The organism is Nitrospirota bacterium, from assembly GCA_040757595.1.
In the GTDB taxonomy this organism is placed as follows: domain Bacteria; phylum Nitrospirota; class Nitrospiria; order Nitrospirales; family Nitrospiraceae; genus JBFLWP01.
The window spans coordinates 269,171-293,757 of the sequence record JBFLWP010000001.1 but is presented as its reverse complement, the minus strand read 5'-3'; the positions used below and the strand labels follow the sequence as shown (position 1 = coordinate 293,757).

The 24,587-nt window shown below is 62.5% G+C and carries 22 protein-coding genes and 1 CRISPR repeat array; of the genes, 13 read left to right on the top strand and 9 right to left on the bottom strand.

The features are described from left to right. Window positions 1–45 precede the first annotated feature (45 nt). The 4 genes from AB1411_01515 to AB1411_01500 form a co-directional block, all read right to left on the bottom strand. A complete protein-coding gene (locus AB1411_01515) occupies window positions 46–2,004 on the bottom strand; it encodes an ATP-binding protein (protein MEW6542269.1) in 1,959 nt (652 codons plus the stop codon). 60 nt (window positions 2,005–2,064) lie between these two features. Continuing rightward, window positions 2,065–3,429, bottom strand: coding sequence for a sigma-54 dependent transcriptional regulator (locus tag AB1411_01510; GenBank protein MEW6542268.1), 1,365 nt, complete (start codon window positions 3,427–3,429; stop codon window positions 2,065–2,067). Between the two features lie 124 nt (window positions 3,430–3,553). After that, window positions 3,554–4,531 carry a tRNA epoxyqueuosine(34) reductase QueG gene (gene queG, locus AB1411_01505; GenBank protein ID MEW6542267.1) on the bottom strand — a complete coding sequence of 326 codons (978 nt, stop codon included), beginning with the start codon at window positions 4,529–4,531 and terminating at the stop codon, window positions 3,554–3,556. Window positions 4,532–4,574: 43 nt separating this feature from the next. Then, window positions 4,575–4,979 carry a hypothetical protein gene (locus AB1411_01500; GenBank protein ID MEW6542266.1) on the bottom strand — a complete coding sequence of 135 codons (405 nt, stop codon included), beginning with the start codon at window positions 4,977–4,979 and terminating at the stop codon, window positions 4,575–4,577. A gap of 201 nt (window positions 4,980–5,180) precedes the next feature. Here AB1411_01500 and polX point away from each other — a divergent pair, with 201 nt between their 5' ends. Together polX and AB1411_01490 are read left to right on the top strand one after the other, a co-directional pair. Further along, a complete protein-coding gene (polX, locus tag AB1411_01495) occupies window positions 5,181–6,899 on the top strand; it encodes a DNA polymerase/3'-5' exonuclease PolX (protein ID MEW6542265.1) in 1,719 nt (572 codons plus the stop codon). After that, window positions 6,896–7,444 carry an SRPBCC family protein gene (locus AB1411_01490; GenBank protein ID MEW6542264.1) on the top strand — a complete coding sequence of 183 codons (549 nt, stop codon included), beginning with the start codon at window positions 6,896–6,898 and terminating at the stop codon, window positions 7,442–7,444. Before polX ends, AB1411_01490 begins: the two co-directional genes overlap by 4 nt. Here the strand turns inward: AB1411_01490 and thiI are convergent. Further along, entirely contained in the window at window positions 7,438–8,619 is a 1,182-nt protein-coding gene (gene thiI / locus AB1411_01485) for a tRNA uracil 4-sulfurtransferase ThiI (protein ID MEW6542263.1), read from the bottom strand. The two genes, AB1411_01490 and thiI, sit on opposite strands and share 7 nt — an antisense overlap. 89 nt (window positions 8,620–8,708) lie before the next feature. Next, on the bottom strand, window positions 8,709–9,632 hold the full coding sequence (trxB, locus tag AB1411_01480; protein MEW6542262.1) for a thioredoxin-disulfide reductase: 924 nt from the start codon (window positions 9,630–9,632) through the stop codon (window positions 8,709–8,711). A gap of 129 nt (window positions 9,633–9,761) precedes the next feature. Between trxB and AB1411_01475 the strand changes: the two genes are divergently transcribed. Both AB1411_01475 and AB1411_01470 read left to right on the top strand, forming a co-directional pair. After that, window positions 9,762–10,745 (top strand): WYL domain-containing protein, encoded by a 984-nt coding sequence (locus AB1411_01475; GenBank protein ID MEW6542261.1) that lies wholly within the window; start codon window positions 9,762–9,764, stop codon window positions 10,743–10,745. A gap of 277 nt (window positions 10,746–11,022) precedes the next feature. Further along, window positions 11,023–11,376 (top strand): hypothetical protein, encoded by a 354-nt coding sequence (locus AB1411_01470; protein ID MEW6542260.1) that lies wholly within the window; start codon window positions 11,023–11,025, stop codon window positions 11,374–11,376. A gap of 20 nt (window positions 11,377–11,396) precedes the next feature. Here AB1411_01470 and AB1411_01465 read toward each other — a convergent pair whose 3' ends face one another. Further along, window positions 11,397–11,720 carry a type II toxin-antitoxin system PemK/MazF family toxin gene (locus tag AB1411_01465; protein ID MEW6542259.1) on the bottom strand — a complete coding sequence of 108 codons (324 nt, stop codon included), beginning with the start codon at window positions 11,718–11,720 and terminating at the stop codon, window positions 11,397–11,399. Continuing rightward, a complete protein-coding gene (locus AB1411_01460) occupies window positions 11,714–11,968 on the bottom strand; it encodes an AbrB/MazE/SpoVT family DNA-binding domain-containing protein (GenBank protein ID MEW6542258.1) in 255 nt (84 codons plus the stop codon). The genes AB1411_01465 and AB1411_01460 overlap by 7 nt, the downstream gene beginning before the upstream one ends. Before the next feature lie 435 nt (window positions 11,969–12,403). Here AB1411_01460 and AB1411_01455 point away from each other — a divergent pair, with 435 nt between their 5' ends. The 7 genes from AB1411_01455 to AB1411_01425 all read left to right on the top strand — a co-directional run bounded on the left by AB1411_01455 (window position 12,404) and on the right by AB1411_01425 (window position 21,005). Next, window positions 12,404–12,943 (top strand): ORF6N domain-containing protein, encoded by a 540-nt coding sequence (locus tag AB1411_01455; GenBank protein ID MEW6542257.1) that lies wholly within the window; start codon window positions 12,404–12,406, stop codon window positions 12,941–12,943. A 13-nt stretch (window positions 12,944–12,956) separates the two neighbouring features. Next, complete coding sequence (gene cas3, locus AB1411_01450) at window positions 12,957–15,476, top strand: CRISPR-associated helicase Cas3' (GenBank protein ID MEW6542256.1); 2,520 nt, start codon at window positions 12,957–12,959, stop codon at window positions 15,474–15,476. Further along, window positions 15,469–17,649 carry a type I-U CRISPR-associated protein Csx17 gene (gene csx17 / locus AB1411_01445; GenBank protein ID MEW6542255.1) on the top strand — a complete coding sequence of 727 codons (2,181 nt, stop codon included), beginning with the start codon at window positions 15,469–15,471 and terminating at the stop codon, window positions 17,647–17,649. Before cas3 ends, csx17 begins: the two co-directional genes overlap by 8 nt. An 18-nt stretch (window positions 17,650–17,667) precedes the next feature. After that, the gene (gene cas7u / locus AB1411_01440; GenBank protein MEW6542254.1) at window positions 17,668–18,633 is read left to right on the top strand and encodes a type I-U CRISPR-associated RAMP protein Csb1/Cas7u; all 966 of its coding nucleotides are present in this window, start codon (window positions 17,668–17,670) and stop codon (window positions 18,631–18,633) included. Then, on the top strand, window positions 18,630–20,198 hold the full coding sequence (csb2, locus tag AB1411_01435; protein MEW6542253.1) for a type I-U CRISPR-associated protein Csb2: 1,569 nt from the start codon (window positions 18,630–18,632) through the stop codon (window positions 20,196–20,198). Before cas7u ends, csb2 begins: the two co-directional genes overlap by 4 nt. A gap of 76 nt (window positions 20,199–20,274) precedes the next feature. Then, window positions 20,275–20,604: a nucleotidyltransferase domain-containing protein gene (locus AB1411_01430; GenBank protein MEW6542252.1), complete on the top strand. Its 330-nt coding sequence runs from the start codon at window positions 20,275–20,277 to the stop codon at window positions 20,602–20,604. Continuing rightward, window positions 20,601–21,005, top strand: a complete 405-nt coding sequence (locus AB1411_01425; protein MEW6542251.1) for a HEPN domain-containing protein — start codon at window positions 20,601–20,603, stop codon at window positions 21,003–21,005. Before AB1411_01430 ends, AB1411_01425 begins: the two co-directional genes overlap by 4 nt. A gap of 144 nt (window positions 21,006–21,149) precedes the next feature. Here the strand turns inward: AB1411_01425 and AB1411_01420 are convergent, their stop codons facing one another. Continuing rightward, entirely contained in the window at window positions 21,150–21,722 is a 573-nt protein-coding gene (locus AB1411_01420; GenBank protein ID MEW6542250.1) for a Uma2 family endonuclease, read from the bottom strand. A 110-nt stretch (window positions 21,723–21,832) separates the two neighbouring features. Between AB1411_01420 and cas1 the strand changes: the two genes are divergently transcribed. Together cas1 and cas2 are read left to right on the top strand one after the other, a co-directional pair. Then, window positions 21,833–23,539 carry a CRISPR-associated endonuclease Cas1 gene (cas1, locus tag AB1411_01415; GenBank protein MEW6542249.1) on the top strand — a complete coding sequence of 569 codons (1,707 nt, stop codon included), beginning with the start codon at window positions 21,833–21,835 and terminating at the stop codon, window positions 23,537–23,539. A gap of 3 nt (window positions 23,540–23,542) precedes the next feature. Then, window positions 23,543–23,833: a CRISPR-associated endonuclease Cas2 gene (cas2, locus tag AB1411_01410; protein MEW6542248.1), complete on the top strand. Its 291-nt coding sequence runs from the start codon at window positions 23,543–23,545 to the stop codon at window positions 23,831–23,833. A 208-nt stretch (window positions 23,834–24,041) separates the two neighbouring features. After that, window positions 24,042–24,586: a CRISPR direct-repeat array (repeat unit 36 nt; unit sequence GATTCCACGGCAGCGATGCCGTGGCCCCATTGAAGC). Window position 24,587 lies beyond the last annotated feature (1 nt).

Below are 24,587 nucleotides of genomic sequence, written 5' to 3'. Positions count from 1 at the left end.
ACGGGTTCCTTCAACGCCCCATGATAGCCTTGACCGACGGGCAACTCAAGCCGTGGCTCCGGCGGCCCGGCCGGATGGGAATCGGACCAGGAACCGGCTGCCCTTCCCCTCTTCGCTGTCCACGGTGAGCGTGCCGCCGTTGCCCTCGATCAACCGCTTGACGTTGGTCAGGCCCAGGCCGGTGCCGTATTCCTTGGTCGTGAAGAACGGCTCGAAGATCCGCTCCAGGCTGGCCCGGGGGATGCCGCAACCGGTGTCGGCCACCTCGATCTCGATCCATCCGTCGTCGCTTCTGGTCGAGACCGTCAGGCGGCCCCCGTCCGGCATGGCTTCCCGGGCGTTGATGAGCAGGTTCACGAGGGCTTCCTTCACCTGCTGGGGATCCACGTTGACGGACGGGAGGTGCTCGGCGAAGTCGGTGAGGACCTCGATGCGCTCGGGTCTTTCCTGCGCCTTCCACTGCCAGAGGGCGGCTTCCGCAAGGGCGTCCGGCGCCATGGCCTTGGGCTCCGGCGGCTTCTGCCGCGCATAGCGGAGGAAATCGTTGATCCGGTGCGTGAGCCGGTCCACCTCGTCCATGATGTACCGGGCGACTTCCTGCTTGACGGCGTCCGACTGCTGCGTCTCGAGCACCAGTTGGGCGGAACTGCGGATCACGCCCAGGGGATTCCGCAGGTCGTGCGCCAGCGCCGCCAGCAACTGGCCGACCGAGGCCAGCTTTTCACGCCGGATCAGCTCCTCCTGCTGGGCCTTGACGGTGCGCAGGCTCGTTTCCAGCGCGCTCCGCATGGCCTGGAAGGTCCGCGCCAGGTCCTCGATCTCGTCGCCGGTGCGAATCTCGACCGGAGTCGGGTCCGGCTGGGGCGTGAAGGCGTCGACTGACTCGGGCAGCGCCGCCACGTTGCGTCGCAGGGCATCCGCTTGGCGCCGGAGCGTCAGGATGGGGCCGACGATGCGCCGCCCCACGACGAAGCCCAGCGAGGCCAGGACGATGACCAGCCCGAACCCGATCAGCCCGACCGTCACCAACAGCGAATAGATCGGCGCGTAGGTCTCCTCCGGCTGCTGCCGGACGAAGGAGAACCAGCGCTCGCCTCCCAGGCTGGACGTGCTCAGCTTGTGGGCGAACTGGACCGGGGCGGCTCCGACGATGGAATTGTGGCCGCCGTGGGCGTCGTCCTCCGCGACCAGCCACAGCGGTTGATCCCGGGCCAGTTGATTGAGGAGGGCCTGGTGGATCAGGTGTGCGGTCGGCGGCAGCACCGGACAGATGAGCGGGGTGCCCTCGGTATCCAGGAGCATCCCGTGGCCGGTCTTGCCGATGTGGATCGGCAGGATCGTATTCACGAGCACGGCGCGTCTGACGACCAGCCCGACGGCTCCGATCGGCTCCGTATGGCGCTTGTCGAAAATGGGCACGGCCACCTCGAAGACGTAGTCGTTGAGCGGGAGGTCGAACTGGATGGAGCCGACGTAGGCCGTGCCTTCCTCGAAGGCTTCCTGCCACCATTCCTTGTCGCCGTAGAGGTAGGAGGCTTTGGGATCGGACGCCGCGACGAGCGCTCCGCGGCTGTCCGCGATCACGACCCGCACGTAGTAGCCGACTTCGCGGGCCCATTCGTTCAGATAGGTGGTGGTGCTGGGCAAGGGGAGCGGGAGCCCCTTCGAGCGGGCCGCCAGCCAGTCGGCGTGCTCGGCTTTCAGAAGGGCCCGGATCTGCGCCTCAGTCTTGCCGTCGAAGCGGCGGTTGGCTTTCTCCACGGCCTGCCGGATCTGGACCGGCACCAGCGCGAGCCGCTCGGCGCGGTCGATTTCCATGTCCACCGCCGCGGCGATGCGGATGGCGGTCGAGCGCGCGATCTCCTGGAAGCCGTTCCCGATGGAATGTTTCAGGCTCTCGGTGCTGTAGAGGTAGGTGGCCAGGAGCGCCGCGACGCCGGGCACGATCCCGACGATCAAGAGAGCGACGAAAAACTTCTTTTGAAGGCCCCCGGTCCGTTCCATGCCGTCGCTCGTCCATCGTGAGGCGTACCTCGTGACGAGACGCGAGATACGAACGACGCTTCACTGGAGGTTGTATTTCGCCATCCGGTACCGCAGCGTGTTGCGGGTGATTTTCAGCAGGCGGCTGGCTTCCGACACGTTCCCGCCGGTCTTGTGCAGCGCCTCCTGCAGCATCGCCTTTTCCAACTCGTCCACCGACAGGCCGAGCGAGAGCAGCGACGGCAGTTCCTTGGTCGCCGCCGGGCCCGAATGGTGCAAGGGGGCGGGAAGGTGCTCGGGCCGGATCTCCCCGTCCTTGCAACTGATGGTCAGCCATTCCACCACGTTGTGCAGCTCCCGCACGTTGCCCGGCCAGGGGTACTGTTGCAGCGCGGCGAGGGCCTCGGAGGAGACCTTGCGGATGCGGGAGCCCCGCTCCCGCTCCGCCGCCTGCAGGAACGATTCGAGCAGGGCCCGGATGTCTTCCGGTCGCTCGCGCAGCGCCGGGATGTGCAGCGGGCAGACGTTCAGGCGATAGTAGAGGTCTTCGCGGAACCGGCCCCTCTTGATCAGATCGAGCAGATCCTGGTTGGTGGCGCAGATGAACCGGATGTCCACCTTGACGCCGCGCACCCCGCCCAGCGGTTCGACGAGCCGGTCTTCCAGCACCCGCAGGAGCTTGACCTGCGCGGTCGGGCTCATCTCCCCGATCTCGTCCAGGAACAGCGTGCCCCGGTCCGCCAGTTGGAACCGGCCGATCTTGGCCTTCTTGGCGTCGGTGAAGGCGCCCTTTTCATAGCCGAAGAGCTCGGACTCCAGCAGGCTCTCCGGGATGCCCGCGCAGTTCACGTTCACCAGGGGCCCGTCGGCGCGGGCGCTGGCGTAGTGGATCGCGCGGGCCAGCAGCTCCTTGCCGGTCCCGCTTTCGCCGGTGATCAGCACGGTGGCGTCCGTGCGGGCCACCTCCATGGCCAGCCGCTTGACCTCGGCCATCCTTTGCGAAGCGCTGACGATCCGGTCGAACCCGAACCGCTCGCGCAGGCCGGCCCGCAGGGCCTGGTTGTCCTGCGAAAGCCGCCGGAGTTGAAGAGCCCGGGCGATGATCAGCTTGAGCTCCTCGTTGTCGACCGGCTTCGAAATGTAGTCGTACGCGCCCTTGCGCATGGCCTCGACGGCGGACTTGACCGTGCCGAAGCCGGTGATGATCAGGACCGGCGCGTCCGGCGCCAGTCGCTTGGCCGCTTCGAGCACGTCCAGGCCCGTGGCTCTGCCGAGCTGGAGGTCGGTGATGACCAGGTCGACCCCCGGCGTCTCGCCCAGGATTCGGATCCCCTCTTCCGCGGTGCTGGCCAGAATCAGGTCGTAGCCCTCTGCCTTCAGCACCAGCTCGAAAAGCCGGCGCATCCGCTCTTCGTCTTCGATCACGAGGAGGATTGGGGAACGCATGTCAAGACAAGGTGGAAGTACGAACGATGAATTCAGCCTTCATCCTTGTTGGTTCATGGTACTGCGAGCCGGGCTGAAGGGCAAGGCTCAAGGGCCGACTCCGGCGCGGCCCAGGCGGGGCGCGCTAGCGGCCGGCGGTCCGGGGCATCAGGTTTTCCAGCGAGAGCCGGACGTTGCGGAGCAGGCCGGCGTGCTTGGCTCGTCTGATCGCACTGTGCCGGAACGTGGACGCGAAGTCCTGCTCGCTCAGCTTCTGGAGCGTCGCCAGATGGGGAGCCAGGGTCAGCGGAGATGGCTGGAAGGCCGGCTCCGTCGTCGGCGTGGCCTCGACGTTGTAGGGGCAGGCGTCCAGGCAGTCGTCGCAGCCGAAGATGCGGTTCCCCAGCTTGGGCGCCAGCTCGGCGGGAATCTCGTCGTCCGGACGATGCAGTTCGATGGTCAGGTGCGAAATGCATCGGGTCGCGTCCACCATGTAGGGTTCTGCAATGGCGCCGGTCGGACAGGCGCGGAGGCAGAGGGTGCAGGACCCGCAGAGGTCCGTGCCCGGTTCGTCCGGCTCAAGGGCCAGCGTCGTCAGGACTTCCCCCAGGAGGAGCCAGGAGCCGAATCGGGGCGAGACCAGGTTGGAATGTTTGCCGATCCACCCGAGGCCGGCCTGCTGGGCCCAGGCCTTTTCCATGATCGGGCCCGTGTCCACGTAGCTGCGGGTCCGGGCATCCGGGGCGAGCCCCTTGATCCGTTCTTCCAACTCCTCCAGCCGCCCGGCCAACACCCGGTGGTAATCCTGGCCCCAGGCGTAGCGGGCGATCCGTCCGTGGCCGGGACTTTCGTCCGCCCGGTGCCCCGTATAGTAGTTCATACCCACCGCGATCACGGAGCGACAGCCGGGCAGGACCAATCCAGGGTCGGCCCGGCGCTCGGGAGTGCGGGCCATCCAGGCCATGGCGCCGTGATAGCCGCGCCGGAGCCATTCACGGAGCCTGGCCAACAGTTGATCGGGCAGCCGGGAGGGGGAGGCGGGGGAAGCATCAACGCGGGCGATCCCGACCTCGTCGAACCCCAGGTGCCGCGCTTCCTGCTTGATCCGCTCGGTCAGGACCATGGGTCAGGCCGTGCCGGGCGACGAGCCGGCCGATGAACGGCGCCTATCGGGATTGCGGCTGGTACGGGGCGCCGGTGCCCGAGCAGTCGAAGACCACCGCGAACCGCGCCGAGCATTGACTGCTCTTGCACCGGTCGCAGGTGCCGGTGATCTTGGTCTTCCAGTCCGTGTCCTTCTCGCTGAACCGGCAGCTCGTGTTGCCCCCCTTCGAGATGTTGGCCCAGGGCTTGGTCGTGTCTGGGACGCGGGCGACGAGGCAGCCGGGAGGGATCGGCACCTGGCAGCTCTGCTTGGCTTGGCCCTTGGTCATGCCGAAGGTGCAAGTGGATTCGGTCGTGGGGGTCGAGTCGCCAGGCGGGGCCGCCTCGGCCTGGCCGGGGACCGCGAGCCAGAGGCCGAGCAGGCCGATCGAGAGTCCGAGGGCTTGTCTGTACGTCATGGTCTTCATTCCACCTCTCCATACTTCATCGTTCATCCTTCACACTTTTCCATGCTAGCACAGCCGTTCCCTTGCGGCCAATGGCAGCGGGGCGTAGAATCGGCGGCAAGGCAACGATGAATGCTGAATGATAAACGCTGAACGAGGGCGTGGAGAGTATCCTTTCCGCCATTCATCGTTTCGCGTTCATCGTTCATCATTGGGGTGTTGATGGACAAGCGCGAGATTGCCGGGGTCCTTGAGGAAATCGGGCTCCTCCTGGAGCTGAAGGGCGAGAGCCCGTTCAAGAGCAAGGCCTATTACAACGCGGCCCGGGTGATCGAGACCCTCACCGAGGACGTGGACGCCCTGGTCGCTTCCGGGCGGATTCGGGAACTGCCCGGGATCGGCCAGGCCCTGGCGGAGAAGCTGGCGGAGCTGGTCGGAACGGGCCGGCTGGCCTATTACGAAGAGTTGAAGCGGACCGTCCCGCCCGGCCTGGTCGAGATCACGGTCATTCCCGGGCTCGGACCTAAGAAGATTCAGACTCTGTGGACCCAGTTGGGCATCACGACCGTGGGGGAATTGGAGTACGCCTGCGTCGAGAATCGCCTGGTCGGTCTTCCCGGTTTCGGGCAGAAAACCCAGGAGAAGATCCAGCAGGGGATTCTCCAACTCAAGAAGCGGCAGGGCTGGCATCTCTACGCCACGGCGTTGGGAGAGACCAGGCGGATCATCGAGGCGCTCCGGAACGCCGCCGGAGTTCGACGAGTGGAAGCGGTCGGGGACCTGCGGCGGTGTCTGGAGGTGGTTCGCTCGATCGAGGTGCTCGTCGGCGCGGCTCGCCCCGCGTCCGTACTGGATGGGCTGCGGCAGGTCGGAGGGATTGGCGATCTCGCAAGCAGCGGCGCCGCGATCACGGGCAAGTCCCCGCTCGGCGTGCCGGTGCGGGTGGAGATCGTGGACGACATCACGCCGCAGCTCCTGATGGCCAGGACCGGCAGCGAAGCCCATCTCCGTGCCTTGGCCGAACGGGCGGCGCGGCTCCGCGTCCCCTGGAGCCTCGACCTCGATGCGGCCGGCCAGAAGGTTCCCGAGGCCGACTCGGAGGAGGACCTGTACCGCGTGCTCGGCCTACCCTTCATCGAGCCGGAGTTGCGGGAGGGGCTGGGCGAGATCGAGGCGGCCGAAGCCGGCCGCCTGGAGCGTCTGGTCGAGGCAAGGGACATCCAGGGCGTGTTCCACAACCACACGACCGACAGCGACGGATCAGCCAGTCTGGAGGAGATGGTCGCCTCGGCCAAGGCCCTGGGCTATCGCTACATCGGCATTTCTGACCACAGCCAGTCGGCCTTTTACGCCAACGGCCTGAAGGAGGACCGGGTTCGCGCGCAGCACGCGGCCATCGAGGCGCTGCGCAAGCGCGTCTCCGGCATCGCCGTCTTCAAAGGCATCGAGGCCGACATCCTGCCCGACGGGACGATGGACTATCCGGACGAGGTCCTGGCCCGGTTCGATTTCGTCATCGGCTCCGTCCACAGCCGGTTCAACCTGTCGGAGGAAGAGCAGACCGCGCGTGTGGTCCGGGCGCTGGCCCATCCCTACGTCACGATGCTGGGGCACCCCACGGGCCGGCTGCTGCTCTCGCGGGAGGGCTACCGGATCGACATGACGCGCGTGCTCGACGCGGCTAGGGACTGCGGCAAGGTGGTGGAGATCAACGCGAACCCCCACCGGCTGGATCTGGACTGGCGGCTCTGCTCCTACGCGAAGGCCCAAGGGGTGAAGGTGAGCATCAATCCCGACGCGCACGCGACGGACGGGCTGGAGGACGTGCCCTTCGGCGTGAACGTGGCCAGGAAGGGCGGGCTCACGGCGGCGGACGTCGTGAACACCCTGGGGGCCGAAGAGATTCTCCCCGCTTTGGCGGCACGCCGGCGCTCTCCGTGAAGCTCTCGCGGCTTCTCGTAACGGCGCTGTTGGTCCTTCCGAGCCTGGCCCGGGCCGCCGGAGAGCCGGCCGAAGGTCTGTTGGTGCAGTCCGAGCCGGCCGGCGGTCTCCGGGCCAGGGCCACGCTGCACCTGCCGGCTCCGCCGTCCGCCGTCCAGCACATCCTCACCGACTACGACCATTGGCCGAGCCTGTTCAACGTCACGATGCGGGTGAACCGGGTGGACCGCCGTCCAGGCCTGGTCCTCGTGGACCTGGCCATCGGCCATCCCTTTCTCTTCGGGGAAAGCCGGCTGGTCTCCGAGAACCGTGAGTTGCCGGAAGGAGGGCTGGTGACCTCGCTCCTCTCGGGGGACTTCAAACGATACCACCGGGTCTGGAAGCTCAGCCCGGACGGGGACCCAGCCGCGACCAGGGCGGAGTTCGAACTCCTGGTGGAAGCCGACACCTGGGCGCCGGACTGGCTCGTGGCGTTCGAGCTCCGCCGCCAGCTCGAAAAGCACTTTCATCTGCTGCAACGGGCGGTGGAGAAGCGGGCTCACTGACGGGGAAAGACGAACTCGGCGACCTCCGCCTGCTCCAGGCCCTGCTTGACCAGCCCGGCGAGGTCGAAGGGCCGCTCGACCTTCCGAATCTGGTCGAGCGTGGCCCTCGTGGCCGGATGGGGCGGCACGAACAGGCGGCAACAGTCCTGGTCCGGCTCGATCGAGGTCTCGAAGGTGCCGATCCGCTGGGCCTGCTCCGTGATCTCCGCCTTGTCCATCCCGATCAGCGGGCGGAGGACGGGCAGTTGCGCAGCCTCGCCGACGACGCTCAAGTTCTCCGGGGTCTGGGAGGCGACCTGGCCCAGGCTGTCGCCCGTCACCAGCGCCCAGCACCGTTCCTTCCTGGCCACCTCCTCCCCGATCCGCAGCATCATCCGCCGGTAGAGGACCACGCGGAAGGGAGCCGGCGCCTCCAGCACGATCTGCCGCTGAATCTCGCCGAACGGGACCAGGTACAGGCGGGAATGGTGCTGATAGGGCGTCAGGTGCTCGACGAGCTCGCGGACTTTCTCCTCCGACGCGCGGGACACGTACGGCCGCCCGTGGAAGTGCACGAAGACGGCCTTGCAGCCGCGCTTCATCATCCGATAGGCGGCGACGGGAGAATCAATGCCGCCTGAAATCAGACAGGCCACCTTCCCGCTCATGCCGACCGGCAATCCGCCCGGTCCCTCTTCGCGGCGCGTCGAATAGTAGGCCTCGCGTGCGAGAATCTCGATGCGGACCGTGAGATCGGGGCGGCTCAGGCTCACCCGTTTCCCGGTCACCCGACAGAGGTGGGCGCCGATCTCCCGATCCACGTCCATCGAGGTGAAGGGAAACCGTTTGTCGGCGCGCTTCGTCGAGACGCGGAAGGTCTCGAACGACAGGCCGCGCACCTCTTCGCCGACCGCCTGTTTCAGCGCGCTCAGGTCCGGGCGCGACCGGTCCAGCGGGACCGCATGGGCCAGGGAGAAGTGGACGACCCCGAAGGCGCGGGCGAGGCGATCCTTCACGAGGTCCCAGGAAGTTTCTTCCTGGAGCAGGATGCGGATGCGCCCTGGCAGTGCCTCGACCTGCCTGAGGCCCAGGTCGCGCAGGAGGAGACGCAGGTTCTTGACCAGCCGCTGCTCGAAGAAGGGGCGGTTCCGGCCCTTGAGGGCCAGCTCGTGGTAGTGGGCGATGACGCAGCGCATGTTTAGAGGGTGATGAGTGAAGGGTGATGGGTGATAAGTGGGGAGAAGAACGTTGTCCTAATCAGTCTCCGCCCGTCACACATCACCCATCACGTATCACCATGACTTTCGAGGAAGCGTTCGGCGTCGATGGCGGCCATGCAGCCGGAGCCGGCGGCCGTGATGGCCTGGCGGTAGCGGGAATCCTGCACGTCGCCCGCGGCGAAGACGCCGGGCACGCTGGTTGCGGTGCCGTCCTTGGTCAGGATGTAGCCCCGCTCGTCCATCTCGACCTGCCCCTTGAAGAGGTCCGTGTTGGGCCGGTGGCCGATCGCCACGAAGACCCCGGCGCAAGGCAGCTCCGAGACCTTGCCCGTCACCACGTTCTTGAGGCGCACGCCGGTCACGACCGTTCCGCCCAGGACCTCCTCCACCACCGAGTTCCAGACGAACGCGATCTTCTCGTTCTTGAACGCCCGGTCCTGCATGATCTTGGAAGCGCGCAGCCTGTCCCGCCGGTGCACGACCGAGACCTTCGTCGCGAATTTCGTGAGAAAGCCAGCTTCCTCCATCGCACTGTCCCCGCCCCCGACCACGACGAGTTCCTTCCCCCGGAAGAAGTATCCGTCACAGGTGGCGCAGGTGGAGACGCCGTAGCCGGTCAGCCGGGACTCGCCCGGCACGCCGAGCTTGATGGCCGAGGCGCCGGTGGCGATGACGAGGGCCTTGGCCTGAACCGGCTGCTCCCCTTCGATCGTGATCGTGAACGGCCGGCTGGCGAGGTCCACGGAGGTCACGTCGCCGGACAGGAATTGCGTCCCGAACCGCTCCGCCTGGGCCCGCATGTCCTTCATCAGGTCCGGTCCCAGGATGGCGCGGGAGAAGCCGGGATAGTTCTCCACCTCGGTCGTGGTGGTCAGTTGCCCGCCCGCCTGCAGCCCCTCGACGACCAGCGGAGACAAATTCGCCCGCGCCGTGTAGATGGCGGCGGTCAACCCCGCCGGTCCCGAGCCGATGATGACGACGTTCCGCATGAGACCGACTTTATCACAAGCGGGCCGTGGACGCCATTCCCGCCCTGTAGCCCGTGCCCGCGCCCGGCCCGCTTGCCATGCTAGGAGAAAATTGCTACGCTCACTTCCCCGCTTTGTGGGTGGTATCCGATGCCCCGTAACGACCAAGTCATCCGCCAGTGGCACCTGCTCCAGCATCTTCAGGCTTCCCAGCGCGGTCTCACGCTTGAGCAGTTACAGGAAAGGCTCCCGTCGGAGTATGCCCGGCATGCGCGCACCATCCGCCGGGATCTGGAAGCCCTGACGGTCAAGTTTCCCCTCCTCGCCGAGCGCGTTGACGGGCAGGTCCGGTGGCGCCTCATGGAGGAATTTCGGAACGTTCCGGCGCTCGCGTTTGCTCCCACCGAGCTGATGGCTCTGGCCTTCAGCCGGCACTTGCTGACGCCGCTGCAGGGAACCGAGGTGCAAAGCGCCCTGAATTCGGCCCTCGCCAAGGTGTCAGCCCGCATTTCCCCGCACGCGATGACCTTTGTGCAACAACTTCAGAGCGCCTTCTCCGTGGGCCTCGGCCCGCACAAGAGCTACAGGCAGCACCGGGACACCATTGATGCGCTCACCCGAGCCGCGACGCAGAAACGGACCGTGCAGATGCGCTACTACTCGGCGTCTCGGAATGAAACCAGACGTCGAGAGGTGGACCCGTACTGTCTCCGGTACGTGGACGGCGCGTTGTATCTGATTGGGTATTGCCACTGGCGAAAGGATGTCAGGATGTTCGCCGTCGAGCGGGTCAAGGCGCTCACGCTGACCGACCACCCGTATCAGATGCCGTTGCACTTCAACGTGGACGCCTACGTGGAGGATGCGTTGGTCGTGATGCGGGGAAAGCGCATTGAGGTGGAACTCCTCTTCGACAAGACCACCGCGGCCTGGGCCAAAGACCGGATCTGGCACTCGAGTCAGAAGCTCACGCGGCTCAAAGGCGGCGGGCTCCGCATGACCCTGACCGTCGCCGACACGCGCGAGTTGCTGGGATGGGTCTTGAGCTTCGGAGCCGGTGTCCGAGTGGTCCAGCCTGAGAGTCTCCGGAAGACGGTTGAAGAAGAAGCCAGGAAGATTCTTGGTCGAACGTGACCTCGGTTGTCACGAGCTCCGGTTGGCTTGTCCGACGATTGAGTGCGGAAGTGCTTGGTTCACAAAGAGAATCGAGGCGCTGAGGCATTTTTTTACGATAGGACCTGCGATGTCACAGTCCCTTGCTACGATGCTTCCGTAAAAAGCTCCTTTGATCGCCCTCTCCACCCTGCGGGAGAGGGGATGGAAGAGGGAGCGCTGTGAATCCCTCTCCCCTCCGTGGGAGAGGGGACGGGGGAGGGGGGAGACAGAGTCGGTCAGGGGTCAGGAGGTTGCCATGCGGATCAACGGTCTCGTGGTGGTACTGATGCTCTGGAGCGCGGCGGCCTGGGCTGAGACGGGGTTCGATTCCAAGTACGAACGAGACTATAACATCTTCAACCCGATCACCGAGCTGCGGCCAGACAATCCGCTGAACCCGATCAACGCGGTGGACCCGCGGAACCCCTTCACCCCGATCAACCGGTATGACCCGGGCAATCCCGCCAACCCGATCAATCGCTACAACCCGAACAACCCCTTCAACCCGATCAACGAATATCGCCCGGACAATCCCCTGAACCCCATCAACCGCTACAATCCCGACGTGCCGTTCGCGCCGCTGGACGGGGGGAGTGGCCGAAGGAGATAAGGGCCATGATGCGTGTCGGGCTACGGAGCGAACAGTTCTGCAAGGAGTGCCAGTACGCGGTCGGCCGTGGCTTGGTCGATCGTGCCCAGGCGTTTGACCAAGCGGGTTTTGTCCACCGTGCGGAGTTGATCCAGGACGATTTGCCCGGTCTTGCGCCGGAAACGAACAGGTACGCGAGTGGGGTAGGGTCGGCTCTTCGTCGTCATCGGTGCGACGATGACCGTATCAATGTGGCGATTCATTTCATCGGGAGAAATCACCAGGCAGGGGCGAGTCTTTCTGATCTCCCGTCCTTCCGTGGGATCGAGGCGAACGAGGTAGACGTCGAAGCGACGGGCTACCACCGCCAGTCCTCTCGATCCCATCGAGAGGGGGACATACGCCCGTGGTCCAGGAATTGGTCGTCTCCGGTCTGGTGCATGGCGCGGAAGGCGTCGTCCCAGCCGCTGCGGGGCCGTGAGGCTGAACGCACGACCAACTGGCTCCCCTGGACCTCGACTTCCACGGGACCGTCGAGATGACACTGATGGAGCAGCGATTTCGGAATGCGGATGCCGCGAGAGTTCCCGATGCGGACGATCTTGGTTTTCATGACGAAGGTGCCTCTCTGCCAGATGTGGCTACGATGTAATTACACGGGGCTTGGTCTCTCTGTCAAGGGATCGTCGCGGAAAGGCGGCCGACCGATGACCTTCTCCGCCGGCGTGACCGGGTACGGACGGTGAGCGCCATCTCTGAGGTGGAAGAGTGGGACACATGAGCGACGACACGAAAAGATAGTTCGCACGCTGGTCCGAGCAGCCCACGGGGCATGACCCGTATCCGTTTCAGGTCCGCTTCGCCTGCGCCCCGACGCTGTTTTCAAGACCCTCGCCCCTTGTGGGAGAGGGTGCGGGTGAGGGGGCACGGAGCGGTGCGGGTCTCTTAGTGGACGTGCCCACCGGCCTGGGGAAGACGGCGATGGCGGTGCTGGGGTGGCTGTGGCGGCGGGGTCCCAAGGTTCCGGATGAGGCGTGACCGAGCCTTGGTGGTCCAGGAAAAGGTCGAGCGGCGGATTTTCCTGATCCGTGGGCACAAAGTCATGCTCAGCACGGACTTGGCTGAACTGTACGGGGTTGCACCCAAGGTGCTCGTCCAAGCCGTCAAACGGAATGTCGAGCGATTTCCCGGCGACTTTATGTTTCAGCTGACTTTTCAGGAGGTTAGAGACTTGAAGCCACAAGTTGTGACTTCAAGTTGGGGCGGGGCGCGTCGCGCTGCTCCCTATGCTTTCACTGAGCATGGCGTCGTGATGTTATCAAGCGTCCTCAGGAGCCGCCGTGCCATCCAGGTTAACATCGCAATTATGCGCGCCTTTGTGAAACTGCGCGCAATGGTTGCTGCGAACAAAGAGTTGGCCGACAAGCTCGCAGAACTTGAACGGAAGGTCGAAAGCCATGATGGACATATTCGTTCCCCAGTCGAGGCCATTCGTCAACAGATGAGCCAGCCGGCCCAGCCGGGACGGCGGATCGGGTTCGACGTGAAGGCCGGGTCGGCTCGCCCATCGAGTGCAGGACGGAGATAAGCGAGCGGGGGCAATGGACAACGACACCAACAGACAGTTTAGGCACTGGTTTCAACAGGCCACGGGGCATGACCCGTATCCGTTTCAGGTCCGCTTCGCCTGCGCCCCGACGCTGTTTTCAAGACCCTCGCCCCTTGTGGGAGAGGGTGCGGGTGAGGGGGCACGGAGCGGTGCGGGTCTCTTAGTGGATGTGCCCACCGGCCTCGGCAAGACCGCGATGGCGGTGCTGGGGTGGCTGTGGCGGCGGCGGTTTCATCCTGACAACGCGATCCGCCAAGCAACACCGCGCCGGCTGGTGTACTGCTTGCCGATGCGGGTGCTGGTAGAGCAGACAGTCAGGGAAGCAAAGCAGTGGATCGCTGAACTTGGGAAGCATTATCCCCAAGAAATGGCTCGCCCACCAGGTGTGCATATCCTCATGGGTGGAGAGATTGACAACGACTGGGATACGTATCCTGAGGGCGATGCGGTCTTGATCGGCACGCAAGATCAATTGCTTTCACGCGCGTTGAACCGCGGCTATGCGATGAGCCGGTACCGATGGCCGATGCACTATGGCCTGTTAAATAACGATTGCCTGTGGGTTATGGATGAGGTCCAGTTGATGGGAGTCGGGCTCGCCACTACTGCTCAGTTACAGGCCTTCCGCGAGCGATTTGGCACGTGCGGCCCAGCGAAGTCTGTGTGGATGTCAGCCACGTTGAAAACCGAAGCTCTCGCCACAGTCGATTTTGCCGAACAAGCAAAGGCTCTTCCAAGCCTTTCCTTGAGCCGCGATGACACCCGGCATGCTGATATTGAGAAGCGTGTGAATGCCAAGAAGTCCTTACGTAGGGCTCTCACGAAGTGGACGCAGGAGAGTGAAGACACTTATGCCGAAGAGTTGGCCGAGGAAGTGTGTCACCAGCATCAAGAAGGTGCGCTGACGTTGGTGATTGTGAATCGTGTGGGCCGTGCCCAAAGCGTGTTCAAGGCGTTGCAGCACAAGTTCAAGGGTGCGAAACCCCAACCCGATCTGTGCCTCATTCATTCTCGGTTTCGACACACAGAACGCAAACGTTTCGATCAAGCCCTAAAAGAGAAACCGGCCCAAGACCGAATTGTGGTGGCCACCCAAGCGATTGAAGCCGGTGTGGACATCTCAGCGCGAACCCTCTTCACTGAGCTGGCACCTTGGTCGTCGCTTGTCCAGCGGTTCGGGCGCTGCAATCGGTATGGGGAGTGGCAAAAAGACGAACCAGCCAACGTGTTCTGGATTGATGTAGAAACGTCGTCGGTCAACAAGAAGGGGGAACAGGAACCGTCTCCCCAGGCCGCTTTGCCTTATGAACTTGAGGAGCTGAATTGGTCACGTGGGCAATTGACCAAACTGAACGACGTCGGTCCAGCCACAGTGTCCAAGATCAGAGCGCCTGAAAGAGAGAAGTACGGGCACGTGCTCCGCCGCCGCGATGCCCTCGACTTGTTTGACACAACGCCCGATCTCGCCGGAAACGACATTGACGTATCACGGTACATCCGTGACGGGAGAGATACGGATGCGCAGGTGTATTGGCGTGAGTGGGAGGGAGAACAGCCGCCGATAGACGCACCTGCACCACGTCCCGACGAGTTATGCCCGGTCGGAATAGGCCGATTCAAAGAATTCCTGAAGAAAGACGTTCGTGCCTACAGATGGGATGGCTTGGACCGCCAATGGGTTCAAGTGACCAAGGAGCATGTCTGGCCGGGACTGACGATCCTTCTGCACATCTCTGAAGGAGGCTATAGCGAGGACCTCGGCTGGACTGGAAACCCTGAAGACCACGTATCCCCGGTCCCGCTTCCGGCCGAGCTACCTTCTAACGACGCGATTGACGAGGACCAGTTCACGTTCATCAAGCGTTTTGTGCTCTTATCCGAGCACTCAAAGGACGTGGCTCAGGAAATGGCAAAACTCAAAACGGCGCTGGATCATCCAGAGCGCGGGATTCCCTGGAACGATTTGCTGACGGCCGCTCGCTGGCACGATCTTGGAAAGGCGCATCCCGTCTTCCAAAAGATGCTACTTGCGCCATTGGCTGCTGCTGATCCGAAGAGAACGGATGGTCCATGGGCCAAGTCCGATCACAGAAGCAGCCATTGCGATCGCAAGCATTTTCGGCATGAACTCGCGTCGGCCCTGGGGCTCTTACTCCACAAGGAATCAGACCTTGCCGCTTATTTGGCCGCGGCACATCATGGAAAAGTTCGGCTTTCGATTCGATCATTACCGGATGAGGAGATGCCCCCGGACGGTCGCCGGTTTGCCCGTGGGGTATGGGAAGGAGATGAACTACCCGCCGTTGATCTTAAAGACGGCATCATGACCCAGCCGCTGGTTCTCACCCTGAGTTTCATGGAGATGGGCGAAGGCCCGCACGGTCCGAGTTGGTTGGAGCGGATGCTCCGGCTTCGCGAACAACACGGGCCATTCCGGTTGGCCTGGATGGAGAGTCTGGTGCGCGTGGCGGACTGGCGTGGGACAGAGAAAGAAGGAGACGGTCATGCCTGATCTGAGGCTTGAGGGCTGCCGGCCCGAGCCATTGGCCCACTATCTGAAAGCGCTCGGGGTTCTACGCCTAGTCAGCGAGCAGGTTGATACAGAAGCCAGGGGATGGTGGGCAGAGGATGTGTTCTGGCTCCGGACGAAACTGACGCGCGAAGAACTGGAGAAGTTCTTTCTGGTGAACTATCGCCCGACGCCGATTGTTGCCCCGTGGAACGGAGGTAGTGGATTTTACTATCAAGAAGAAAAGCTCAAGGAAAAAGACCCTGTAACAGGAAAGCGTAAGAAGACCGGTGTTCGTAATCAGCCGACGGCTGCGACTCGAATTGTAGATGTAGTGGCAAAATCAACAACTGATCGCCTCGCTGACTACCGTCAGGTGATCCAGCGAGTACGCTCGATTTTACAATCGAGAAACTATCAGGAAGCGCCGGGCGATGAAGAAAAAGAATCCTTGATGCGAGAGCTTCGCGGCCAGTTGCCGGATATGGCAGTCCATTGGTTGGACGCGGTCTTTTTGCTCACAGATCAGAAACCAAAGTACCCACCGCTCTTGGGAACTGGGGGCAATGATGGCAACACGGACTTCTCAAGTAATTTTATGCAGAGGTTACTGGATTTGGTTGAAGGGGCCACGGGAATGCCATCCAACCACGCTTCTGCATGGTTGCAGGGGGCGTTGCTCGGTATTCCGGTGAAGGGCCTTAAGAAGGGGGCGGCAATCGGTCAGTTTGATCCTGCGGCGTCCGGGGGAACTAATGCAGGCCCTGGCTTCGAGGTGGATTCACTGATCAATCCGTGGGACTTCGTTCTCATGATGGAAGGTGCTCTTGTCTTCGCTGCGGCGGCTACCAAGCGTTTATGCCTCAGTGGACCGGGAGAGCTCAGCTACCCTTTCACGACGCGGGCGACACCGGTGGGATATGGGAGTTCAAGCGAAAGTGGTGACAATCCGCGGGGGGAAGTATGGGTACCTCTTTGGTCGGCTCCCACGCGGTTCATAGAGGTGACGAGTCTTTTCTCCGAAGGGAGGGCACAGATTGGCCGAAGACAGGCCAGCAACGGTGTGGACTTTGCTCGTGCAGTGGCATCGCTGGGGACAGACCGCGGAGTTCAGATGTTTCACCGGTACGGCTTCTTGCAACGTAACGGCAAGAATTTCTATGCAACCGGAATTGGCCGGTGGATAGTAGGGCCGCGCCCAGAAGTGAACCTTCTGAACGAACTCGACCGGTGGTTGATGCAATTTCGCCGAGCCGCTACGGGGAACACCGCCCCTGCGCGAATGGGAGAGGCTTTAAGGAATATCGAGCGAGCGATCATGGAGTATTGCCAAGCCGGAGGCGCGCTCAGGATGGCCAATGTTCTGATCGCCCTCGGTGAAGCGGAAGCGGCTTCGGCAAAGACTCCCAAATTTCGCCAGAAGCATTTCTTGAGACCCGTACCATTACTGTCACCGCGCTGGCTAGATGTCGCGAACGACGAAAGCCCGGAATTCCGTCTGGCCGCGTCATTGGCCTCGGTCGGTATCCGCGAAAACATGGAGCCCATTGAGGTCAGAGCGGGATACGTCACATGGCTGGAGGCCGAGACCCATCCCCGCGTAGTATGGGGGCACGGTTCGCTCACGAATAACTTGATCGCTGTCTTGTCGAGGCGGTGTCTGGATGCGCAGCGAGAAGAACAAAAAGGCCTGCCGTTAAGAGGACGGTATCCCGCCGCGCTTAGTGATGTCCACGAGTTCATTGCTGGCAGAGTGGACGAACAGCGGTTGGAGGCGCTTCTGCGTGGGCTGAGTTTGGTCAATTGGGATTATGTTCAAACTCAGCCTTCGACATCGGACACGAACGAGGTTCCGTTACCCGCACTCTACGCGCTCCTGAAACTGACTCACCTTCCAGGCGCGCTGAGGGACGTGGTGATTCCCTACATTCCCGCTATCCTCGGGCGTGCAGCCATGGGACAGGCTGGTGAAGCTTCTCGTCTAGCCATTCAGCTCTTGCGCGGGTGTGGGTTCATCCCGATGGTGGAAGTCGTTGTGGAGCCACCGACGGTCACGCGTCGGATTGCTGCAGCGGTGTTGTTCCCCATTTCGAAGCGGGACGAACTGCGCCTGGCCGCAGACATTCTCAAGCCATCGGAACAAGGAGTTCCAATCGAATCTGCAACGAAAGGCTAACGAGAAAGGAGACCGCGTATGGGATCGCCAGTGGACTTCAGCAAGCTCAAGGACGCCCCACGCTTACTAATCGAAGCAGATCTGCAACCTATCCAAGGCACCCGCTTTCAACCGACGGGATTTCCCGATCTCGGCGCCGCCACCTACACGCTGCACGACGGAACGGAGATGCTGTTGGTCGAGTCAGCGCAGAGTATGGCAAACCGGCTAGAAGCTGTGTGTTGGGATGAGGCGAAGGGTGACCTTGTGGAACCTTTAAGAGGTCTTCCTTACGTCGTGGTGAAAGAAGACGGAAAAGTCATCACAAACTCGCTGCTAGAGTCACATCGTCTGAATTCTCCGTACATTCTCGAGGGAAAGGATAAAACCTTTTTTGAAACTCTAAAAAAAGAGTTGGGCGCGATGGAGAAGGGACCGGTAGATCTCAAATTGTTGGCGTCGGTACTCCTCAAATACGACGCAAATGCGTTGCTTCACGGTGTATTCCTCGCCAAAAGCGACTTAGCAGGTGGGCGGCTACGATTGCCCAGAAGCTTGTCAGCCTTCATCGAGGCGTGTGGCGTGACGGTCGTGGCGAACGGGGGAGTCAAAATGGATCGGGTTGACCCGGAAGGCGACACCGCGAAAGGATTTGGACATGTGCCGTATCACCGCGATGAGTACACCGCCGAGAAAATAACCGCTTATTTCAACTTGGACCTCAAGCAGATAAGGAGCTTTGGTCTGGGAGAGAACGTAGAGCGACTGCTGATAGGACTTGCCTTGTATAAGATTCAGAAATTTCTGAATGAAGGGTTGCGGCTTCGCACAGCTTGCGATCTGGAGGTCAAGAAGACGACGGTAACACGGCCCCAGACTTTTCAGTTATCGGAATTAAAGGAACTCACTGACGAGCTGCCAAACTTGATTAAGGCCGTTGCATCAGAAGGGAAATTTGCCAAGCCACCTATTACCACGGTCTCCTTTAAAGGCGAAAAAACATGATCGCGCTCAGTATCAGCTTCCTTGCTGGCCGGTATCATGCCACGCCGTGGGATCGGCATGTGAACGAAGGCGCCGTGGAATGGCCGCCCTCGCCATGGCGGATTCTGCGGGCACTGATTGCCGTCTGGCATCGGAAGTTTGCAAAAGAGATCCCTGAGTCCTCGCTCAGGCCTTTAATTGAGCGGCTGACCGAGCTGCCGGTCTTCCACTTGCCCAAAGCCTCGTTGGGGCACACGCGGCACTTCATGCCGCAACGACATCCGTTGGGCGCAGATAAGACCAAGGTGTTTGACGCCTTCGTCTCCGTGGGTCCTCAGGATTGTCTAGTTGTCGCTTGGCCCGACGTGACTTTGACACCAGAAGAGAAACGAGTACTGACATGCCTGGCGTCGGGGCTCGGCTATTTGGGTCGCGCGGAAAGCTGGGTGGCGGCCGAGGTGTTGGAACACTGGGATGGTCACGTCACTGCCCGTCCAATTGACTCTGCAGAAGTGATCCAAGGCGAGCGGGTTCGTGTTCTTGCGGCGATGACACCAGAGATGTTCGCCGCATGGAAAGAGCGATTCACAGCCCAAGCACTTGGCATGGGTGGCATGACTACTACCAAGGGCAGAAAGAAAAAGGCTGTGCACAGTCCGGTCCCTCAAGATTTATGGAGCGCGCTGCATGCCGAGACCAGCGACCTTCAGTCGCAGGGCTGGTCTTCGGCACCAGGAAGCCGATGGGTGGATTATGTGCGTCCAGAGGATTCCTTTCGAGTGACGTACCAACGAAAAGCACGGGTCGAACAGATTCGGCCGACTGTTGCTCGCTATGCGCTCTTTAGTACGGTGCGGCCTCGTTTGACCGATGCGCTTTTCATCGGGGAGCGTATGCGTCAGGCCTTGATGGCCAAATCACGTGGCCTGAATGGGACGGAGCATGCCATGCCTGTCTTCTCTGGAAAGGCAGCGGACGGAATGCCTTTGAACGATGATCATGCTCACGCTTTCTATTTGTCCGGCGACGAGGATGACGATGGGCGAATTGACCATGTGACGGTGTATGCCCCTCAGGGCTTCGACAGGCATGCTCAGCAGGCGTTGGGTGCCGTCAAACGGCTATGGGGCTCAAGCGGGCATGACGTTCACACAGTGCTCATTGGACTGGGTCAGCCCCAAGATTTTGGCGGGCTTGACAGGCATAAAGGCCAAAGTGCTGCGCTCGCTTCGTCTCGAACGTGGCAATCCAGCACGCCGTACATACTCGCGCGCCATCCCAAGAAGAATGGGAAAGATTCTCCATTTGTTCAGGTGAAATTGGACTTGCGCCGTCGTGGCTTCCCTGAACCTGAGACCATCCAACCGATAATGCACACGTATCTCGGCGGAAAGAAGGTGCGATGGCTGGAATTCCGGCGAATGCGGATCGGCGGGGGAGGTCGCCTAGCCGATCCTCGTGGCTTTGGCTTTCGGATCACCTTTGCAGAACCGGTCCAAGGCCCCTTCGCCCTCGGCTACGCATGCCACTTCGGCCTGGGGCAGTTTGTGGCGGTGGGAACCGAAACCGTGACGAGTGACACGTGACAAGTGACGGGTGGCAAGCGATGCGTGAGGGGATAACCGCGAACCACCGGGCGTGAGGAGCGAAAGGAGAAGTCAGATGGAGACCACCGCAGGCCTGGTTTCACGGGCCGCGCTCAAGGCGATCGCGGACCGATTGCGCGAGCGCTATGGCGCGGAACGGGTGCTGGTCTATGGCTCGGTCTCGCGCGGCGAGCCGACCGAGCACAGCGATATTGACCTGTTGGTCGTCGCTCCGACCAATGAGCGGTTTTACGAACGAATGGGGTCGGTGCTGGCCCTCGTGAGAGACATCAGCCACGGTATTCCTCTTGCGCCGATCGTGCTGACGCCAGAAGAGTTGGCAACCCGTCTGGCTCGTGAGGATCAGTTCGTCCAAGAGATTGTGCAAAGCGGGGTAGAGGTGTGAGCGCCGAACAGAAAGAAGATTCCCCCTACGCGGACGATTGGTTGAAGGTTGCTCGTCGGGACTGGCATCGGATGCACGTCCTGCTGGCCGATGGGGATGCGGATGGAGCCGGGTTCTTTCTCCAGCAGGCCGTGGAGAAGTATCTCAACGCGTTCTTGCTGCGGCAGGGATGGAAATTGAAGAGGGTGCATACGCTACAAAGTTTGCTGGATGAAGCGGCGGCCTTCGCGCCGGAGGCGGCGACGATGCGCCCCGTGTGCGAGAGAGTTTCCGGATTCTACCTTGGCGAGCGTTATCCGAGCGTCGGAGCCGAAGGACTGCAAGCCGAAGATGTTCGTCGCGAATTACCCGAAGCTCGTGCGCTGATCACCAAGCTCTTTCCGGATGAACGCCTGGAATAAGCCCGCCAGTTGCCACTTCGGCCTTGGGCAGTGTGTGGCGGTGGGGGAGGAGACGGTGATCGGTGATGCGTGATGGGTGAAATGCCCACCCTCACCGTGGCCCTCTCCCTTCGAGGGCGAGGGGCTCGGAGGTGGGCGAGGAAGTTACGGCAGCAGGTCGGCGACAGACACCGAGGCGTCGGGACGGGCGAGCGGCGCGATCCTGTCGGTTGCCATCAGCCGCCGGCTGGTTTGGTATCGAGCCGGCTGGTTAGGAGGGAAAACCGGGTCTTGGTACACTTCGAGACAACGGTCCACAAAGTTGACAATCCAGTATTCCGGGACGCCGGCGCGGGCGTAGATGGCGGCTTTGCGGTCCCGGTCCTTTTCAAGGGTGGTATCAGCGACTTCGACAACAAGGAGGGCGGTCCGAGGATGCTCGGCGACGTAATCCCTTGGGGTGCCGGAGACGACGGCTAAGTCCGGCTCGGGTTCTGAGTCAGGGTCCACGATGAGCGGCAACTGGACACGGACCCAATGGTCAGGGCCAAAGACGCGCTGGAGGACACGCTCAACGAGTCCGACTGTGGCCGCATGGGGACTGTTCTGCGGGGTCATGGTCAGAATCTCGCCGTCAAGGAGCTCGACGCGTTCCTCGGGCTGCAGCACGCCCGCTTCCACTATGCGCTCGTATTCGGCGCGGGTCCAGCGGCGTGTCTGAAGGTCTGGGGTTGACATGCTGATCGTTTCTCCAAAGTAGGCGTCAGTTTATCAAATCACCTCTAACGTGGCAATGACGGCAGGGGTTTGTGCTGTTCTTTGACAATTGAATAGCCTGTGGAGGCAACATGAGCGAGGACATGAACGGGGCGGGCGCCCGGTTGGTGGCCGAGGAGCCGCTCCTGCCGGTTCGGATGCTGAACGAATTCGCCTACTGTCCGCGATTGGCCTATCTCGAATGGGTGCAGAGCGAATTCACGGACAGCGCCGACACGGTCGAGGGGCGGTTCCACCACCGGCAGGTGGACGAGGCGCCGAAGAGACGACCCACGCCGACTGAGGGGGAAGGAGGTCAGGAAGAGGCGATCCATCAACGGTCGGTGTGGCTGTCTTCGGAGCGGCTGGGGATCACGGCCAAGATAGATCTGGTCGAAGGAGTCGGCGCCGCCGTGGCCCCGGTGGACTACAAGCGCGGCAAGCGTCCGCATGTGGACAAGGGCGCGTGGGAGCCGGAGCGGGTGCAGCTCTGCGCGCAAGGGCTGATCCTGCGGGAGAACGGGTACGAATGCGACGGCGGGTTCCTCTATTTTGTGGGTTCGCGCGAGCGGGTGGCGATCTCCTTCGATCCGGAGTTGATTGAACGGACGCTCACGCTGATTCACGAGATGCGGCAGGTGGCCAGGGGCGGGAGCATCCCCCCGCCGCTGGTGGACAGTCCCAAGTGCCCGCGGTGCTCGCTGGTGAGGATTTGTCTGCCGGACGAGGTCGGCTGGCTGCGGATTGATCGCGACCAGGATTCGGCGGCGATTCGCAGGCTGCTCCCGGCGCGCGACGACGCCCTGCCGCTCTACGTGCAGCAGGCCGGGGCGCGGGTCGCCAAGGACGGCGACTGCTTGAAGGTGTGGGACCGCGACACGCTCCTGGCCGAAGCCCGTATCGTGGAAACGTCGCATGTGGTGCTGTTTGGTTCTGTGCAAGTCAGCACCCAGGTCGTTCAGGAGCTGTGCAAGCGGGAGATTCCCATTTCCTATCTCTCCAGCGGCGGCTGGCTCTACGGGGTGACCACCGGGCTGGCCCACAAGAATGTGGAGTTGCGACGGCGGCAATATGCGGTCGCAGCCGATCCGAGGCAGTGTCTGACGCTGGCCCGGCGATTCGTGCAGGCGAAAATCGCGAACTGCCGGACCATCCTGCGGCGCAATCACCAGGCGGCGCCGGAGCAGGTGCTGCAGGATCTCAAGAACGATCAGCAGCATGCGGGGTCGGCGGACTCTCTGGAAGAGCTGCTCGGGATCGAAGGGACGGCCGCACGCCGGTACTTCACGGAATTCGCCGGGATGTTGAAGGGAGACGGCGAGCGCTTGCCTTTTGACTTTGACGGACGCAACCGGCGCCCGCCCCGTGATCCGGTCAACGCGATGCTCTCGCTGGCCTATGCGCTGCTGGTGCGGGAATGGACCGCGACGCTGCAAGCCGTCGGACTCGATCCCTATCTCGGCTTCTACCATCAGCCTCGCTACGGTCGCCCGGCGCTGGCCCTGGACCTCATGGAGGAGTTCCGTCCGTTGGTTGCCGATTCGGCGGTGCTGACGGCGATCAACAACGGCGAGATTCGCCCAGGGGACTTCATCCAACGGATGGGCGCCGTGGCGATGACCCAGGAGGGCCGGCGGCGATTCATCGAGACCTGCGAGCGGCGCATGGGACAAGAGATTGCCCACCCGGTCTTCGGCTACCAGATCAGCTATCGGCGCGTCCTGGAGGTGCAGGCCCGCCTGTTGGGGCGGTATCTGCTCGGTGAGATTCCAGAGTTTCCGTCCTTTACGACGCGGTGACCGATGCGCCACTTGTACATCGTGACGTACGACATTTGCGATCCGAAGCGGCTGCGGCGCGTGTTCAAGACGATGAAGGGATTTGGTACCCATCTCCAGTTATCGGTGTTTCAGTGCGACTTGCCGGACATTGATCTTCTCAAGATGAGGGAAGCGTTGGGCGGGATCATCAACCACAGCGAGGACCAGGTTCTGGTCATTGATCTGGGCCCGACAGAAGGCCGGCCCATTAAGAGCATCGAGTCAATCGGCAGGGCCTATGAGCTGACTGAGCGTCGGGCCGTGGTGGTGTGAGATGCGCTGCCGCCTCTGGCGCGAGAGGTGCGGTGGTCGTCGAGACGCTCGCAGCGCTCGAAACGCAGAAATGTTCTGTGTGGTCAAGAAATTCTGGAGTGAAAGGAGGTGGGTGCCACGGTGCTAACGTTCCCTCGTGACCATGCGAGAAGACCCGCTCGCGACATGCGCTGGAAAGCGAGGCAATGTCTTGAGTTGCGAGACAACTGATTCCACGGCAGCGATGCCGTGGCCCCATTGAAGCCATCTGGAGGCGCGGCCATGACGGACGGGGTGGTCGTCGATTCCACGGCAGCGATGCCGTGGCCCCATTGAAGCTTCACGCCGGGGTCCACGTCCAGCTGCCCGCTCACAGATTCCACGGCAGCGATGCCGTGGCCCCATTGAAGCTCGACCCAGAGCGTCAGGCCGGCCTGCACGAATCCCGATTCCACGGCAGCGATGCCGTGGCCCCATTGAAGCACGCCCGCTTGCGTCAAGCCGAGCTGGGCGGCCTTCGATTCCACGGCAGCGATGCCGTGGCCCCATTGAAGCTGCGTGGCTCCCCCGCGGCCCACTCAGGCGGCCCCCTGGATTCCACGGCAGCGATGCCGTGGCCCCATTGAAGCGCGCCGTCCCCGTTCATGATCTCGTCGTCCATCACGGATTCCACGGCAGCGATGCCGTGGCCCCATTGAAGCGACCGTGAAAATCGCCAGCTCGTTCCGCCGGCCGGGCGATTCCACGGCAGCGATGCCGTGGCCCCATTGAAGCC